At 32.7% G+C, this 14766-nt stretch carries 12 protein-coding genes; 6 read left to right on the plus strand and 6 right to left on the minus strand.

Annotation, left to right across the window (positions count from 1 at the left end; translation table 11 throughout):
* The first annotated feature begins 145 nt into the window (after window positions 1-145).
* Both FLP_RS05425 and FLP_RS05430 read left to right on the plus strand, forming a co-directional pair.
* Window positions 146-979: a universal stress protein gene (locus FLP_RS05425; RefSeq protein WP_065448501.1), complete on the plus strand. Its 834-nt coding sequence runs from the start codon at window positions 146-148 to the stop codon at window positions 977-979.
* Window positions 980-1044: 65 nt separating this feature from the next.
* Window positions 1045-2817 (plus strand): MutS-related protein, encoded by a 1773-nt coding sequence (locus tag FLP_RS05430; RefSeq protein ID WP_065448502.1) that lies wholly within the window; start codon window positions 1045-1047, stop codon window positions 2815-2817.
* A gap of 378 nt (window positions 2818-3195) precedes the next feature.
* Here FLP_RS05430 and FLP_RS05435 read toward each other — a convergent pair whose 3' ends face one another.
* The 6 genes from FLP_RS05435 to FLP_RS05460 form a co-directional block, all read right to left on the minus strand.
* On the minus strand, window positions 3196-3825 hold the full coding sequence (locus FLP_RS05435; RefSeq protein WP_065448503.1) for a DsbA family oxidoreductase: 630 nt from the start codon (window positions 3823-3825) through the stop codon (window positions 3196-3198).
* Window positions 3826-4225: 400 nt separating this feature from the next.
* Complete coding sequence (gene dnaN / locus FLP_RS05440) at window positions 4226-5344, minus strand: DNA polymerase III subunit beta (protein ID WP_065448533.1); 1119 nt, start codon at window positions 5342-5344, stop codon at window positions 4226-4228.
* Between the two features lie 107 nt (window positions 5345-5451).
* Entirely contained in the window at window positions 5452-7137 is a 1686-nt protein-coding gene (gldG, locus tag FLP_RS05445; protein WP_065448504.1) for a gliding motility-associated ABC transporter substrate-binding protein GldG, read from the minus strand.
* Complete coding sequence (gene gldF, locus FLP_RS05450) at window positions 7137-7862, minus strand: gliding motility-associated ABC transporter permease subunit GldF (protein WP_065448505.1); 726 nt, start codon at window positions 7860-7862, stop codon at window positions 7137-7139. The genes gldG and gldF overlap by 1 nt, the downstream gene beginning before the upstream one ends.
* 238 nt (window positions 7863-8100) lie before the next feature.
* Complete coding sequence (locus FLP_RS05455) at window positions 8101-8397, minus strand: putative quinol monooxygenase (protein ID WP_065448534.1); 297 nt, start codon at window positions 8395-8397, stop codon at window positions 8101-8103.
* A gap of 178 nt (window positions 8398-8575) precedes the next feature.
* The gene (locus FLP_RS05460; protein WP_065448506.1) at window positions 8576-9403 is read right to left on the minus strand and encodes an SAM hydrolase/SAM-dependent halogenase family protein; all 828 of its coding nucleotides are present in this window, start codon (window positions 9401-9403) and stop codon (window positions 8576-8578) included.
* A 271-nt stretch (window positions 9404-9674) separates the two neighbouring features.
* Here FLP_RS05460 and FLP_RS05470 point away from each other — a divergent pair, with 271 nt between their 5' ends.
* The 4 genes from FLP_RS05470 (at window position 9675) to FLP_RS05485 (ending at window position 14751) form a co-directional block, all read left to right on the plus strand.
* Complete coding sequence (locus FLP_RS05470; protein ID WP_042566466.1) at window positions 9675-10625, plus strand: PhoH family protein; 951 nt, start codon at window positions 9675-9677, stop codon at window positions 10623-10625.
* A gap of 251 nt (window positions 10626-10876) precedes the next feature.
* Window positions 10877-11239 (plus strand): DUF1801 domain-containing protein, encoded by a 363-nt coding sequence (locus tag FLP_RS05475; RefSeq protein ID WP_065448535.1) that lies wholly within the window; start codon window positions 10877-10879, stop codon window positions 11237-11239.
* A 139-nt stretch (window positions 11240-11378) separates the two neighbouring features.
* On the plus strand, window positions 11379-12209 hold the full coding sequence (locus tag FLP_RS05480) for a Cof-type HAD-IIB family hydrolase (protein WP_065448508.1): 831 nt from the start codon (window positions 11379-11381) through the stop codon (window positions 12207-12209).
* Between the two features lie 196 nt (window positions 12210-12405).
* On the plus strand, window positions 12406-14751 hold the full coding sequence (locus FLP_RS05485) for a S9 family peptidase (RefSeq protein WP_065448509.1): 2346 nt from the start codon (window positions 12406-12408) through the stop codon (window positions 14749-14751).
* Window positions 14752-14766 lie beyond the last annotated feature (15 nt).

Below are 14766 nucleotides of genomic sequence, written 5' to 3' on the forward strand. Positions count from 1 at the left end.
AGACCTTAGCTAAAGCATGTTCTTTTCATCAATTAAAATATATTTTATCAATAAATTATTAAATGTTAAAATACTGATAATTGTCAGAGTATTTTTATTATAGAATGACTAAATTTGAGAGAACAACTTCTAAATCACAATCAAAATGAAAAAAATATTATTCCCCACAGATTTTTCCGAATGTGCAACAAATGCATTTGTGCATGCTTTAGAATTTGCAAAAGTGGTCAATGCTGAACTTATTTTGTTACATACTTTTGAAATTCCAGTATATGATAGCCAGTTTTTCCCGGAAAACTATGCAGCGATTTACAGCTCAATAGAATTGGCAAAATTTGAAATGTTCAAAGACGAAATTCCAAAGTTAAGAACCATTGCAGAAGAACGAAATTTAAGCGATATTGTAATAAAACACCGCCTGATGGATGGAGACTTGATTTATAATTTAAAAAATGCCGTTGAAGAAGATAAGGTAGATTTTGTGATTATGGGATCATCAGGAGAAACAGACTGGACTAAATTTTTTCTGGGATCCAATACAAGTTCTGTAATTTCAGAAATTCAGGTTCCTGTTTTATGCATTCCTGCTGATACAAAATTTAAAAAAATAAAAACAATTGGGTTTACAACCCGTTACCGCGAAAAAGATAAGGCTGAACTCAGAAAAGTATTGGATATTGCAAAAAAAACAAATGCAAAAGTAAAAAGTTTATATGTTAAAACATCGGGTTCTGATGTTTCTGATGTTACTATTAAAGAATGGGAAAGAGAATTTGCTAATGAAAATATTGAGTTTCTGGTCTTGCCAGGTGATGAAGTGAAAGAAACTATTCTTGATTTTATACTGTATAAAGATATAGATATTCTTACGACCATAACACACAAAAGATCATTTTTTGAAGGTCTTTTCGACTCTAGTTTCACTAAAAAAATTGCCAAAGAAGTTTCTGTGCCGGTTTTAGTAATGCACGAAACCTAAAATTTTGCTTTGATAGTAAATTTGTAAGTGTAAAACCTATATTTGTATTTCATTAAATTCAAAAAATGGAATCATATCAAAATAAAGTTGAGCGCTATACTGCAATTTTCAATAAAATCAATAAAAGATACAATAGTATAAGTATCCTGCGTCTTTTAAGTGTTTTTCTTTGTTTATTTTTATTGTTCTATTACATAAAAACAAACGAAATCTTATACGCTGCTTTTGCTTTTCTATCTTTTGTTGGTTTTCTTTTTTTGATGAGAGTTCATTCAAAATTGTCTTTTAAAAGAGAGCTTACAAAAGCCATTTTAAAAATTAATAAAAATGAAATTACGTATCTAAAAAGAGAAAAAATCCCTTTTGAAAACGGAATCGAATTCAACGATTTTCATCATCCTTATGCTTACGATCTTGATGTTTTTGGAGAACATTCTTTATTTCAGAACATCAACAGAACCGCTACTTTCATCGGAAAAAAAACATTAGCCAATCAGTTATTAAACTTGTCTTCTAATGAAACTATTCTGGAAAATCAGGAAGCAATTAGTGAACTTAAAACTAAAATAGACTGGCGTCAGGATTTTTTGGCTCTGGCAATGATTAGTAATGATTCTAAAGATTCATATGAATCACTACTTTATTGGAATTCATTTAAAAATAACACGCTACCTAAAGTTATAGTTGCATTATCAGTTATCCTTCCAGTCCTGTTTTTAGGTTTTTTAGCGGCCTATTTTATAACTTCAAAAACGATTATTTTATCGTATCTTACCTATATCTTTATCGCAAACCTAATGGTTTTGGGAAGATCCTTTAAACGCATTCAATCCGAAATTGCTAAAGCAGATAACGTAGATAAAATCATCAAGCAATACAGTTTATTGGTTCAGAAAATTGAAACAGAAACTTTTCAGTCAAAAAGGTTAATTGACTTACAAAAACAGTTAATTTTTAGAAATGTAACAGCAAGTACGCATTTAAAAGATCTTTCAGAATTGTTTTCAAGAATGGATACCATTAACAATTTAGTAACCGCGATTGTATTCAACGGAACATTTTTATTCAATCTGCATGTTTTAAAAGCGCTTTTAAAATGGAAAGACAATTATTCGACCGAACTCGAAAAATGGATTACAATTATTGGCGAATTTGAAGCCCTGAACAGTTTGGCAAATCTGGCCTATAACAATCCTGATTTTGTTTTTCCCGAAATCAATTCAGAATATAAAATCGGATTTTCAGACCTAAGTCATCCGTTACTTAATCCTGCAACAAGAGTAGGGAACGACACGCATTTTTACCCGGAATCGTTCATGATTTTAACAGGCTCAAACATGTCGGGAAAAAGTACTTTTTTAAGAAGTTTAGGAATCAATATGGTTTTAGGTGGAATAGGGTCAGTGGTTTGTGCTTCAAAAGCTAACATTCATCCACTTCCAGTTTTAGTTTCAATGAGATTATCAGATTCTTTAGCCGATAGTGAATCGTATTTCTTTGCCGAAATTAAGCGTTTAAAACAAATTATGGATGCCTTAGAAGAACGTCCGGCTTTTGTATTATTAGACGAAATTTTAAGAGGAACAAATTCAGATGATAAACGAAACGGAACAATAGAAGTAGTCAAAAAAATCATTGCTAAAAATGCCATTGGTGCCATCGCCACGCACGATATCGAAGTTTGCTTGACAACCAACGAATATCCTGACATACTAACCAATCAATGTTTTGAAGTAGAGATTCAAAACAACGACCTTCATTTCGATTACAAACTCCGCAACGGAATCTGCAAAAATAGAAGCGCCACTTTCTTGATGCAGAAAATGGGAGTGATATAATTTTAGAGTTTAGATTGTAGAGTTTAGATTGTAGAGTTTAGATTGTTTGGAATTTGCATTTTTTAAACTTTAGAATTTAAATTTGAATTAGGAGCTATTTCCTGCTATCCGTTCTAATCTTTTGTGTCCGCCGCGACGGACACAAAAGGATTTCCGCTTCTATAAGGGCTAGGGTATTCGTTTCCAAGAAAAAATTAACCTTAAAATTTGTCACTCTGAGAGAAGTCGAAGAGAGCATAGTTTTTAGAGCCAGTTTGTCATCCCGAGGAACGAGGGATCTCCGCAAGAAACTCCTCCTGCAAAATCGCCAATCTTTGTAGAGCTGCTTGTGGAGATCCCTCGTTCCTCGGGATGACAAGATTATGTATAAATCTAAAATTATTTAATCACTTCCTTAATCGTATTCACAAAAGCCTCAACCGGCTGAGCGCCTGAAACCGCATATTTCCTGTCGAAAACAAAAAACGGAACTCCCTGTACACCAATTTCATTAGCTTCATGAATATCAGAATGCACATTATCTAAATAAAGATTTTCATTTTCAATAACTTCTTTTACTTCATTAGAATCTAAACCAGCTTTTACAGCCAACTCTATTAAAGTTTCTATATCATTTAAATCCCTTCCTTCAGTAAAATAAGCTTTAAAGAAAATTTCTTCCATTTCATCACCTAATTTTTTGGTTTTAGCCAATTGTATAATACGATGAGAGGTTAAAGAATTTGAAATAATAGCTTTATCAAAGTGATAGTCTAAACCAACGCTTTTTGCGCGTTCTGTGACACCTTTATGCATTTCTATTGATTGCTCAACCGAAATACCTTTTCGTTCTGCCAGAAACGTAAAAACGTCTTTACCGGCTTGCGGTGTAATAGTGGGGTCAAGTTGAAAACTTTTCCACTCAATTTCAAATTCACCATTTGGAAACTCAGCTAAAGCGGTTTCCAGTTGTCTTTTTCCGATATAACAAAACGGGCACATGATGTCCGACCAAATCTCTATTTTCATATTACAAAGTTAGAAAAAAAGTTTCAGGTTTCCTGTCTCGTGTTTTTTTACCGCAAAGCACGCAAAGATTTTTCGCAAAGTTCATAAAGGTTCTCTTTATAAAATAATGCAAAGTTCGCAAAGCTTTATATCGATTCAGCTTTGCGAACTTTTTTATCTTAAAAACAAACCATTAAAAACTTTGCGTACTTTGTGGTAAAATCAGCACAAACCATAATCGCATTTCAACCTGAAACTTGAAACAAAAAATCCTCCAAATAAAAAACCGCAAATCTTAAAAAAAGAATTGCGGTTTCTAGGTATAAAAAATGGTTGGTCAATAGCGATATTTTTTTTTTACAATGATATGTCTTTAATTTGAAATTAAAAAAAATCCCTGTAACAAAAAGAAGTTTTGATGTTAACTATTTAACATCACAGGCATTACCAACATAGTAACAGTTTCACCTTCTTCTAAACCATCAACTGGCGTTAGGATCCCGGCTCTGTTAGGTAATGACATTTCTAGCATAATCATGTCAGATTGTAAGTTGGTTAACATCTCAGTTAAAAAACGAGAGTTAAAACCAATTTGAAGATCATCTCCTTGATAATCACAAGTCAATCTTTCTTCTGCTTTGTTAGAGTAATCGATATCTTCTGCAGAAACATTTAATTCAGCTCCTGCAATTTTTAAACGAATCTGGTGTGTTGTTTTGTTTGAGAAAATCGCAACACGTTTTACTGAACTTAAAAATAAAGAACGGTCAATCATTAACTTATTTGGATTCTCTTTAGGAATTACCGCTTCGTAATTAGGGTATTTTCCGTCGATCAAGCGACACATTAAGATATAATTATCAAATGAGAAAGTCGCATTCGAATCGTTGTATTCAATTTTTACTTCAGCATCAGAACTTCCTAAAATACTTTTTAAAATATTCAAAGGTTTCTTTGGCATAATAAAATCAGCTACCTGAGATGCTTTTACATCTGTACGGGCATATTTTACCAATTTATGAGCATCTGTAGCAACAAAAGTTAAGCCTTCCGGAGAGAACTGAAAGAAAACTCCTGACATCACAGGACGTAAATCATCATTTCCGGCAGCAAAAATAGTTTTACTCACAGCAGTTGCCAAAACATCAGCAGGAACTAAAGTTACAGACGGATCTTCAAGATTTACAGATTTAGGAAATTCTTCTCCTGCAGCATATGCTAAAGCATATTTTCCTGAGTTTGAACTAATTTCAACCGTATTGTTTTCTTCAACTGTAAAAGTTAAAGGCTGTTCTGGAAACGTTTTCAAAATTTCAAGCAAAAGCTTCGCCGGTACAGCAACACTTCCTTTGCTTGTAGAATCGATTGATAATGTAGCAGACATAGTAGTTTCAAGATCCGAGGCCGAAACTGTCAACTCATTATTGTCTAGTTCAAATAAAAAGTTATCTAAAATAGGCAACGTATTGTTACTGTTGATTACACTACCTAAAACTTGTAATTGTTTTAATAAGTAAGAACTCGATACTATAAATTTCATCTCTTTTGTTTTATTTTTTTGCACTTTTTCTTAGTATTTCTTCAACTAAGATAGGTTTTACAAATATATCGTAAACAATCTTAGTTTCGCAATTTTTTTATTAACATCTATTTGCTGTATTTTCTTTTACGGATGTAAGTAAAAGCCAATCCAAAAACTAATAATATTAGAATTGGAAGTCCGATAGTTATGAATTGCGTCAGGCTGTAATTCTTGTAAACTTTGTCTCCGTCTAATAAAGGCAAGCTGACATCTTTGCTTCTAATGTTAATAAGTCCTGTATCATCCAGCAAATAATTGATACAATTCATCATAAAATCTTTGTTGTCGTATAAAATACCTGTACGCTGATCGTAACCTAATTCTACCGGCATCATATTTTTATCCAATTGATTTCTGGCCAAATCTCCATCGGCAATCACAATCATTTTGTTGGGTTTTCCTTTTGCTAAAAAAGAATTTTCCTTGAAAGGTAAAACACGGTTCTCGAAAGCCGAATGAAAAGAACCTTCCAATAAAACAGAAAGTGGCTTGTTTCCTGTGTTGATGTAATCCTGAGGCGAAGTTTTTTCGGTTACGCTATTCAGCGTAATTTCCGTTGGAGTTCCAATTACTTTCGAATATTGCGATGATTGCAACAAAACTGTTTTTTTAATTCCGTTTTTCAAAGTGTCAATCGGACTAGCGAAATCAAATTTAATTTCCCCTAGATTTTTCACTATCGGATTATTGCTGGTTGGCGTTACAACAGGAGCAAATTTCCAGATAAATTCCTGGTATTGTGTAGCGCTTCCTTGCTCTCCGGTAGCTAATTTCAATTTACTTCCTCGTTCATCTTTTACCAGATCAGGATTAATTCTGAATCCGTATTTAAAGAACATATCATTCAGATTCAAATCTCTGGGGTACGCTAAAGTTGCTCCGGATTGATTGTATAAACTGTCCATATCAGCCGCAACCTGATCGATAAGCCATAAAGTTTTTCCACCATTCATGATAAACTGATCCAAAACTTGTTTTTCCTCATCAGTAAAACTTTGGGTTGGTTTTGAAATAATCGCTAAATCGTATTTTTTTAAGGCATCTAAAGTTCCGGTTGGACTTTTAGTAACCGAATCTAAAGTAAAAGGCCCAATGTAGTAGCTTTCTCGAATTTGCATTAGCATTTTAGCAATATGAACTTCGTTCAACTCTCCGTTACCTTTTATAATGGCAACTTTCTTTTGCCTGTCTTTGCTGATTTTATTAATAGCATCTGCAATAGAATATTCTAAATGCTGAATAGATCCGATAACTTTTTGCGTAGTCGAAGCACCCATTATGTTTTTCAACAAAGGAATATTAACTTCTTTATTGTTGTAAACCGCAACTGCCCACGGAAAAACCATTGCCTGAGATTGTTTTCCTTTATCGTCAACGGTAATGTTTATTGGTGTAAGGCCTTTTTGGTACAAAGATTTTACAACGGCCATGCTTTCGTCTTCGTTTTCCATAGGATTTACAAATTCGAAAACAATATTACTATTGTAGGCCTGAAATTCTTCCAGTAATTGTCTGGTTTCTTGTTGTAAACGTTTAAAATCTGCCGGCAAATCGCCTTGCATATAAATCTTGATCGATAAGGGATTTTTAACCTGTTTTACAATTTGCAAAGAGGTTTCTGATAATGTGTAACGTTTGTCTTTGGTTAAATCAAATCGGTGGAAAAATAAACTTCCTAAAACATTTAAAACGATTAAAACAAAAACAGTTATACCTAACGTTTTGATATTTTGTTGAGTAGATGTTTTCATTACGCTTTAAAAGATTTTAATTGATAAACGGTAAAAGACAGAAATAATACAGTGATACTCAAAAAGTAAATCACATCACGAGTATCAATTACGCCGCGGCTCATGCTTTTAAAATGATCCTGCATGCCTAATGCCGAAATGATAGTAAACGATCCGGGAATCAATGATGCTAAACCTTCAAATCCAAAATAAAAGATAAAACACAGAAAAACAGAAATAATAAATGCTACAATTTGATTTTCAGACAGGGTAGAAGTAAAGATTCCGATTGCTGAATAAGCTGCAATAAGAAACAATAAACCAAAATAAGAACCAATTGTGCTGCCCATATCGATGTTTCCTTCTGGTGAACCTAAAGCAGAAATTACTTTGACATATATAAAAGTTGGAATAATCGCTAAAACAATCAATAGAAGAGAGCCAAAAAATTTTCCGTTTACGATTTCCCAAATTGATAACGGTTTAGTCAATAGCAATTCTAATGTTCCTTGTTTTTTTTCATCAGAGAAACTTCTCATCGTAACAGCCGGAATCAGGAAAATTAAAATCCAGGGTGCCAAAGTAAAAAACGGAGTCAGATCAGCATAACCGCTTTTCAATATATTATAATCTCCTTCAAATACCCATAAAAATAGTCCGTTGCTAATTAAGAAAATAGCAATGACCAAATAGCCAATAGGAGAGCCAAAAAAGGATTTTATTTCTCGTAAAATGATTGATTTCATATGTTTTGTTTCAAGTTTTTCTTGTTTCAGGTTTCAAGTTACTTTACTTTGAACTTTTCGTTTCTAAACCTTTTATATTATTTGTTTACTACTGTTTCAAGTTTCAGGTTTCAAATTCCAGCTTTGCGAACTTTGTGTTTTCTAACCCTTTTAAATATTTTCTTTGCGTCCTTTGCGGTTAAATCGTTCTGATTTTCAGATCCAGCATATAACTTGAAACCTGAAACCTGAAACAATTTTAAGCTAAAGAAGCAATTTTATCCACACTCCACGCTTCAGGCTTTGCATTAAATAGCTTTTTTGTAAAACTCCAAACAGTATTAAAAAGCTCAGATTGTCTGTAATTCTCTAGATCTTCTTCGGTTTCCCAATAACTGTAAGTAAAAAAGATGCATTTATCATTTTTATCCTGATACAATTCTAAAAAACGATTTCCTTCAGCATTTCGTATTTTGTCTTTCACACTTTCAAAATTCTCCAGAAAATCGGGAATTTTTTCTTCGTGAAAACTCATTTTTACTATTCTAACGAACATGTATACAATTTTAGATTTTAGATTGTTGATTTTAGATTGAAAAATCTTCAATACGCGCGCAAAAGTACCAAAATTGATTGTTCTTTTTAATAAAATTTTAAAATTCGAATTGTGAAATTCCAAATTCCAAGTTTCCAGCATTATCAAATCTAAAATCTACAATCTAAAATCTAAAATTTTAAAGGAACTGAATCGTAATAACATCACGATAATTCAATCCTAAAAGACTGTTTGCAGAACCAACTTTTGAAGGATTACTCCTGAAAATGGCAATTTCGAGAAATCCGGCTTCGTTAAAAATGGCTAGTTTTTCGCCTTCATAAGTTTTAATAGGATATTTATCCGAAGTAGCAATTGCAGAATAATTAGGTAGAATCGTTTTGATGTTTTTTGGTTTCATTACGATTTCATACGGACGACCTTTAGCCACTTCAAGAAATTGCTGTCTCGAAATATTGGTAACAATATTCCCAAAGTGATCGATGTAAATTACGTAGCCTTTTAATGAATTTCCGTCATTTGAAACTACAGCCTGCAATTCGGTTATTTCTTTAATTGTTGAAATTTCTTTTCCAATAACATTCAATAAACCGCCCTTTGCAATATGGCAGGCCACTTGTATAAAAATATCCAAATCACTGAATTCAATAGGAAAACGATCATGAATATTGATTTCGACAATTTTCTGCGGAACGATTTTCTGCGTAAGCATACTTAGGATTCCGTTATCAGCACAAATAAAGTAGTGGTCGTTCCATTGCATGGCAATATGCTGATTCTCTTTATTACGTTCAATATCTACTCCAATTAAATGCACTGTACCTTTTGGAAAGCTCAAATAAGAAGCTCCAACAATGTAACTTGCTTCTGCAGTGTTAAACGGATCAACGTCATGCGAAATGTCAACAATTGTAACTTCTGAATACTCAGATAAAATCTTACCCTTAAGCGAACCCACAAAGTGATCCTTTAAGCCGTAATCGGTAGTAAGGGTAATTATTGACATAATTTTGTTTATAACTATTGGTAGTATTTAAATCTAATTTTCATTAAATTTGAGAAATGCAAATCTAAGAATACTAAAATCAAATTGAAAGAAAGAAAAGACAAATTGCGATAAAATATAAAGTCGTCACCGTTTTCAGTTTCAGTTTTCAGTATTTTAACAAAAATGATTTTAAAAATGTTACCGCTGTTAAAAACGGTAATTTTAAGATAAAACACCCGACAACCACAGATTATAAAACTGATTTATTTTTAATTTAAAATTAACTCATTTGAACGAAAGAATTATCGAGCTCATAGACATCGCTCCAAAAGACTTTTGGGGCGCTCAAGACACTCATCTTGAAATAATTAAAAAGTATTACCCAAAGCTTAAAATCGTTGCGAGAGGTACCACTTTGAAAGCATTTGGCGAAAAAGAAGTTTTAGATGAATTCGAAAAAAGATTTCAGAGGCTTATGCTTCATTTTACCCGATACAACAACATTGACGATAATGTAATTGAACGCGTAATAATGAGTGATGGTCAGGATGAAAGAAAATCATACGATCATGACAAAATATTAGTTCATGGAGTTGGCGGTAAAATAATAAAAGCCATGACACCTAACCAGCAGTTACTGGTAGATACCATCAAAAAAAATGATATGGTATTTGCTGTAGGTCCTGCCGGAACCGGAAAAACGTACACTGGTGTTGCAATGGCTGTAAAAGCACTTAAAGAAAAAGAAGTAAAAAGGATCATATTAACGCGACCGGCGGTAGAGGCAGGAGAAAATCTTGGTTTTTTACCCGGCGATATGAAAGAAAAATTAGATCCGTACATGCAGCCTCTTTATGATGCTTTGCGCGATATGTTACCCAACGAAAAGCTCGAAGATTACATTTTAAAAGGAATTATTCAAATTGCGCCATTGGCATTTATGCGTGGTCGTACGCTGGATAATGCCTTTGTAATTCTGGATGAAGCTCAAAATACCACACACTCGCAAATGAAAATGTTTTTGACCCGTATGGGAAAAAATGCCAAATTCATGATTACGGGTGATCCCGGACAGGTCGATTTACCACGCAGAACTATTTCAGGTCTTAAAGAAGCAATTCTGGTATTGAAAGACGTTGACGGAATTGGAATTATTTATCTGGATGATAAAGATATCGTACGCCACAGATTAGTGAAAAAGGTAATTGATGCTTATAAACAAATAGAAAATCACGATTAATTTTATAGAATGTCAAATGTAAACCGTAAAATGTGTTTTGACATTTATTAGTATTCGTTTTCTGCATCATCTTTTATAGAAATGTGGAAAACGAATATTTTTTTGAATTAGTTTTGATGTTCAATTGTCACACTGAGCGAAGTTGAAGCCCCGCAAAGGGAAGATAATTAAGTTTTTTTGAGCGTAATTTTTGCTAGTATTGTGATTGGAATTTGGAATTTTTTAAATATTGGAATTTACAAATAAATGTAATGAAACAACTAGATGATTTCTACTTTAAACAAGAAGAGCCTACAAAAGGTATGTTTTTGGCATTAAAAGAAATTATTCTAAAACAAGACCGGGACATTACTAACGTTCTAAAATACGGAATGCCGTTTTTTTGTTATAAAGGAAAAATGTTTTGCTATTTATGGACACACAAGAAATTCAAACAGCCGTATTTAGCAATCGTTGAAGGAAAACATTTTGATGAATCGTTTTTAATTCAGGAAAATCGTTCTAGAATGAAAATTATGTTGTTAAATCCTGATGAAGATTTGCCTTTGGAACAAATTGAAATGGTCATTAGGAAAGCATTAAATTTATACAAATCCGGAATTATAAAAGTTTAAATTAACTATAATTTACTATTTGATGAAATAGTTAAATAAATAATAAACTTCGCTCTTTTCGGGTTTTTACGGCTTATAATCTTTGCTCTTCTGTGAGTAAAGCCTTAAATTTGCACATCATAAATACTTGATCTTTAATATGACAAAATTAAAAAATATAAAAGTTGTAGTAAGTGACCTTGACGGAACTTTACTCAACCCTCAACACAGAATATCAGATTATACGAAATCAATTTTTCAGGAACTTCACAATCAAAATTATCTTATTGTAGTGGCTACAGGACGTCATCATCTTGATGCAATGGCAATTATCGAAACTCTTGAAATTCCGGTTTATTTGGTAAGTTCAAACGGAGCCAGAATTCATTCACCAGAAAAAGAAGAACTTTTTGCTTTTAACTTAGACAGTGATGTGGTAAAAGCAGCATTAAATGTCGAAATCGATCCTGAAATTACAGTTGTTTTATTTAAGGAAAATGTTTGGCAAACCAATAAATGGAGCGAAAAATTAAATGCTTTTCAGGCTGACTTGAAGTACCATCCTGAATTGGTTGATTATAAAAATCTGGAAGATTTTGGAGCAATTAAAATTTTCTTCTCCTGTGATAATCATGAAAAATTAGTGAAATTAAAAGATGATATTTTAGCCCATTCTTCAGAATATCTGCATCATGCTTTTAGCTTACCAACTTGTTTAGAATTTATGGACAAATCTATTGACAAAGCGGTTGCGATTGAAAGGGTTCTTGAAAAACAAGGATTTACTCTTGATCAGGCAGTTTCTTTTGGTGATGGTTTCAATGATGTTCAAATGTTATCAGCATCAGGAAAAGGTTTAATTATGGGAAATGCTCCTGCTTTATTAAAGGAAACTTTACCAAAACTAGAAGTCATTAAAACCAATGCAGAAGATGGTGTAGCACAATATATTGCATCGAAAATTTTAAATAAAGAATTCGCCGCGAGCTAATTTATAAATAGTAAGAAGTTTGATATTGACGAAATTACAATTTTAGACTTTTGATAAAAAAGAGATCCTTGAAGTTAATTCTTCAGGGATTTTTTTATGAAATGAAAATTTTACAAGTGATTTCGCAAGCAAATGGCAAAAAAACTTTTTTAGTAATTTTCAAAGTGTATTTTTGTTTTCTCAAAAAACGAATACCATGACAAAAAACATTTTTATCGTTGCCTTTTTAGTTTTTTCAATAACAGGCTATAGCCAAAATTTGAAATTAGAAGAAATCATGAAAGGGGAATCTTTTATTGGAAATCAACCCACAAACGGACGTTGGTCCCTTGATGGTAAAAAGGTTTATTTTGAATGGAATCCGACTAATGATTTAGGTGCAAGTACTTATTTCTGGCAAAAAGGAGCAACAAAACCTTTTTTGGCCGAACCTAAAGAAGCTGCTTTTTCGAAGATTGATTTTAAAAGAAAAACAAATTCTGATATTGTTTATTATACAGATAACGGAGGTTTGTATTCGTATAGCATTAGTACCAAAACGATAAAGAAAATTATTCAGCAAAGTACTCCAGTTTCTAATCTTGAATTGGGCGCAACGGCCGGCATATTGTTTTTTGAACAAAATGATAACATTTTCAAGTACAATACTAAAGAAGGAACGGTTCTGCAAATAACTAATTTTGTCAAAGGAACTAAAAAAGAGAAAACTCCAGAGAAAGATTCTTTCTTGAAAACACAACAAAAAGAGTTGTTTCAATTTATTAAAGACAAGGAAGCTAAAAAACAATGGAATCTTGCCAAAAGTAAAGCCATAAAATCTGATTTTGCAAAAGAATATTTTTATGGAAAAGACAACTTTTTTAATCTTAAAGCAAATCCAAACGGAAATTTTGCCACTTTTAGTTTAGTAGAAGAATCGGATGTAAAAAAAGAGAAAATGGAAGTTTTTATAACAGATGATGGTTATAATCAAACTACAGAGACCAAAGAAAAAGTATCTACCTCAAATTTGGTAAAAACGAAATTCGGAATTTATTCTGTAGCAAAAGATACGGTTTATTACGTCAACTTTTCGACTTTAAGTCATATTCAGGACAGTCCAAAGTATTATGAATCGTATGAGAATTTAAAAAATAAAGCTAAAGAAGATAAACTAATTACAAGTCAGGCTCCTGTGTATAACGAAGACGGATCTTTGGCAATTGTAGAGATTAGAAGTCAGGATAATAAAGACAGATGGCTGGTAAATTTAAATCTTGAAAACGGAATCTTTAAAGAAATTGAACATCAACATGACGATGCGTGGATCGCTGGTCCTGGAATTCCGTCCTATTCTTTTGATTCTGGAGTTTTAGGTTTTCTGGCAGATAATGAGACGATTTATTTCCAGTCTGAAGCCACAGGATATTCGCATTTGTATACTTATAATATAAAATCAGGTAAGAAAACACAACTTACAACTGGAAATTGGGAAGTTCGTGATGTAACATTATCTAAAGATAAAAAGGCATTTTATTTAACCACAAATACAACACATCCGGGAAATAGAAATTTTTATAAATTAGCTGCAAGCGGAGGTATTTTAGAACCAATTTTAACTAAAGACGGAGCGCATGAAGTAGTAGTTTCTCCTGACGAAAAATCACTTTTGGTTCGTTACTCGTATAAAAATATTCCTTGGGATTTCTATGTTGCCGACAATAAAAAGAATACGACTTTACAACAAATTTCTTCTTCGGTTTCTGATGACTTTAAAAAGTACAAATGGAGAGAGCCGGAAGTTATTACATTCAATGCACAAGATGGAACCCCAGTAAACGCAAGATTATATACGCCAAAATCAGAAAACGCAAACAAAGCTGCTGTGATTTTTGTTCACGGTGCCGGTTATCTGCAGAATGCCCACAATTATTGGAGTAATTATTACAGAGAATATATGTTTCATAATTTGTTGACTGACTTAGGATACACAGTTTTAGATATTGATTATCGTGGAAGTGACGGTTATGGACGTGATTTTAGAACTGGAATTTACCGTTTTATGGGAGGAAAAGATTTATCTGACCATCTTGACGGAAAGAAAATATTAGTAGAAAAATATGGAATTGACGCCAATAGAGTAGGGATTTACGGAGGTTCATACGGTGGATTTATTACTCTAATGGGAATGCTGACGACTCCAGGCGAATTTGCTACAGGGGCAGCATTACGTTCTGTTACAGATTGGGCACACTATAATCACGGATATACAGGCAATATTCTAAATTTTCCGGAAACAGATCCTGAAGCATACAAAAAAAGTTCTCCTATTTATTATGCAGATAATTTAAAAGGAAATCTGGTAATGCTACACGGAATGGTCGATGATAATGTTGAATATAAAGACATTGTACGTTTATCACAACGCTTTATAGAATTACAAAAGAAAAATTGGACTCTTGCATCTTTCCCTGTTGAATCTCACGGTTTTAAAGAAACCTATTCCTGGATTGACGAATACAGCAGAATTTTGAATTTATTTAATTCGACGCTTCTTAAGTAAGTTTACAGTTTTAAG

Source organism: Flavobacterium piscis (genome assembly GCF_001686925.1).
Classification (GTDB): Bacteria; Bacteroidota; Bacteroidia; order Flavobacteriales; family Flavobacteriaceae; genus Flavobacterium; species Flavobacterium piscis.

Bases quoted from the DNA above. Each gene is read 5' to 3' on its own strand.
- FLP_RS05425 (WP_065448501.1), top strand. From the start codon at position 146: ATGAAAAAAATATTATTCCCCACAGATTTTTCCGAATGTGCAACAAAT.
- FLP_RS05430 (WP_065448502.1), top strand. From the start codon at position 1,045: ATGGAATCATATCAAAATAAAGTTGAGCGCTATACTGCAATTTTCAAT.
- FLP_RS05435 (WP_065448503.1), bottom strand. From the start codon at position 3,825: ATGAAAATAGAGATTTGGTCGGACATCATGTGCCCGTTTTGTTATATC.
- dnaN (WP_065448533.1), bottom strand. From the start codon at position 5,344: ATGAAATTTATAGTATCGAGTTCTTACTTATTAAAACAATTACAAGTT.
- gldG (WP_065448504.1), bottom strand. From the start codon at position 7,137: ATGAAAACATCTACTCAACAAAATATCAAAACGTTAGGTATAACTGTT.
- gldF (WP_065448505.1), bottom strand. From the start codon at position 7,862: ATGAAATCAATCATTTTACGAGAAATAAAATCCTTTTTTGGCTCTCCT.
- FLP_RS05455 (WP_065448534.1), bottom strand. From the start codon at position 8,397: ATGTTCGTTAGAATAGTAAAAATGAGTTTTCACGAAGAAAAAATTCCC.
- FLP_RS05460 (WP_065448506.1), bottom strand. From the start codon at position 9,403: ATGTCAATAATTACCCTTACTACCGATTACGGCTTAAAGGATCACTTT.
- FLP_RS05475 (WP_065448535.1), top strand. From the start codon at position 10,877: ATGAAACAACTAGATGATTTCTACTTTAAACAAGAAGAGCCTACAAAA.
- FLP_RS05480 (WP_065448508.1), top strand. From the start codon at position 11,379: ATGACAAAATTAAAAAATATAAAAGTTGTAGTAAGTGACCTTGACGGA.
- FLP_RS05485 (WP_065448509.1), top strand. From the start codon at position 12,406: ATGACAAAAAACATTTTTATCGTTGCCTTTTTAGTTTTTTCAATAACA.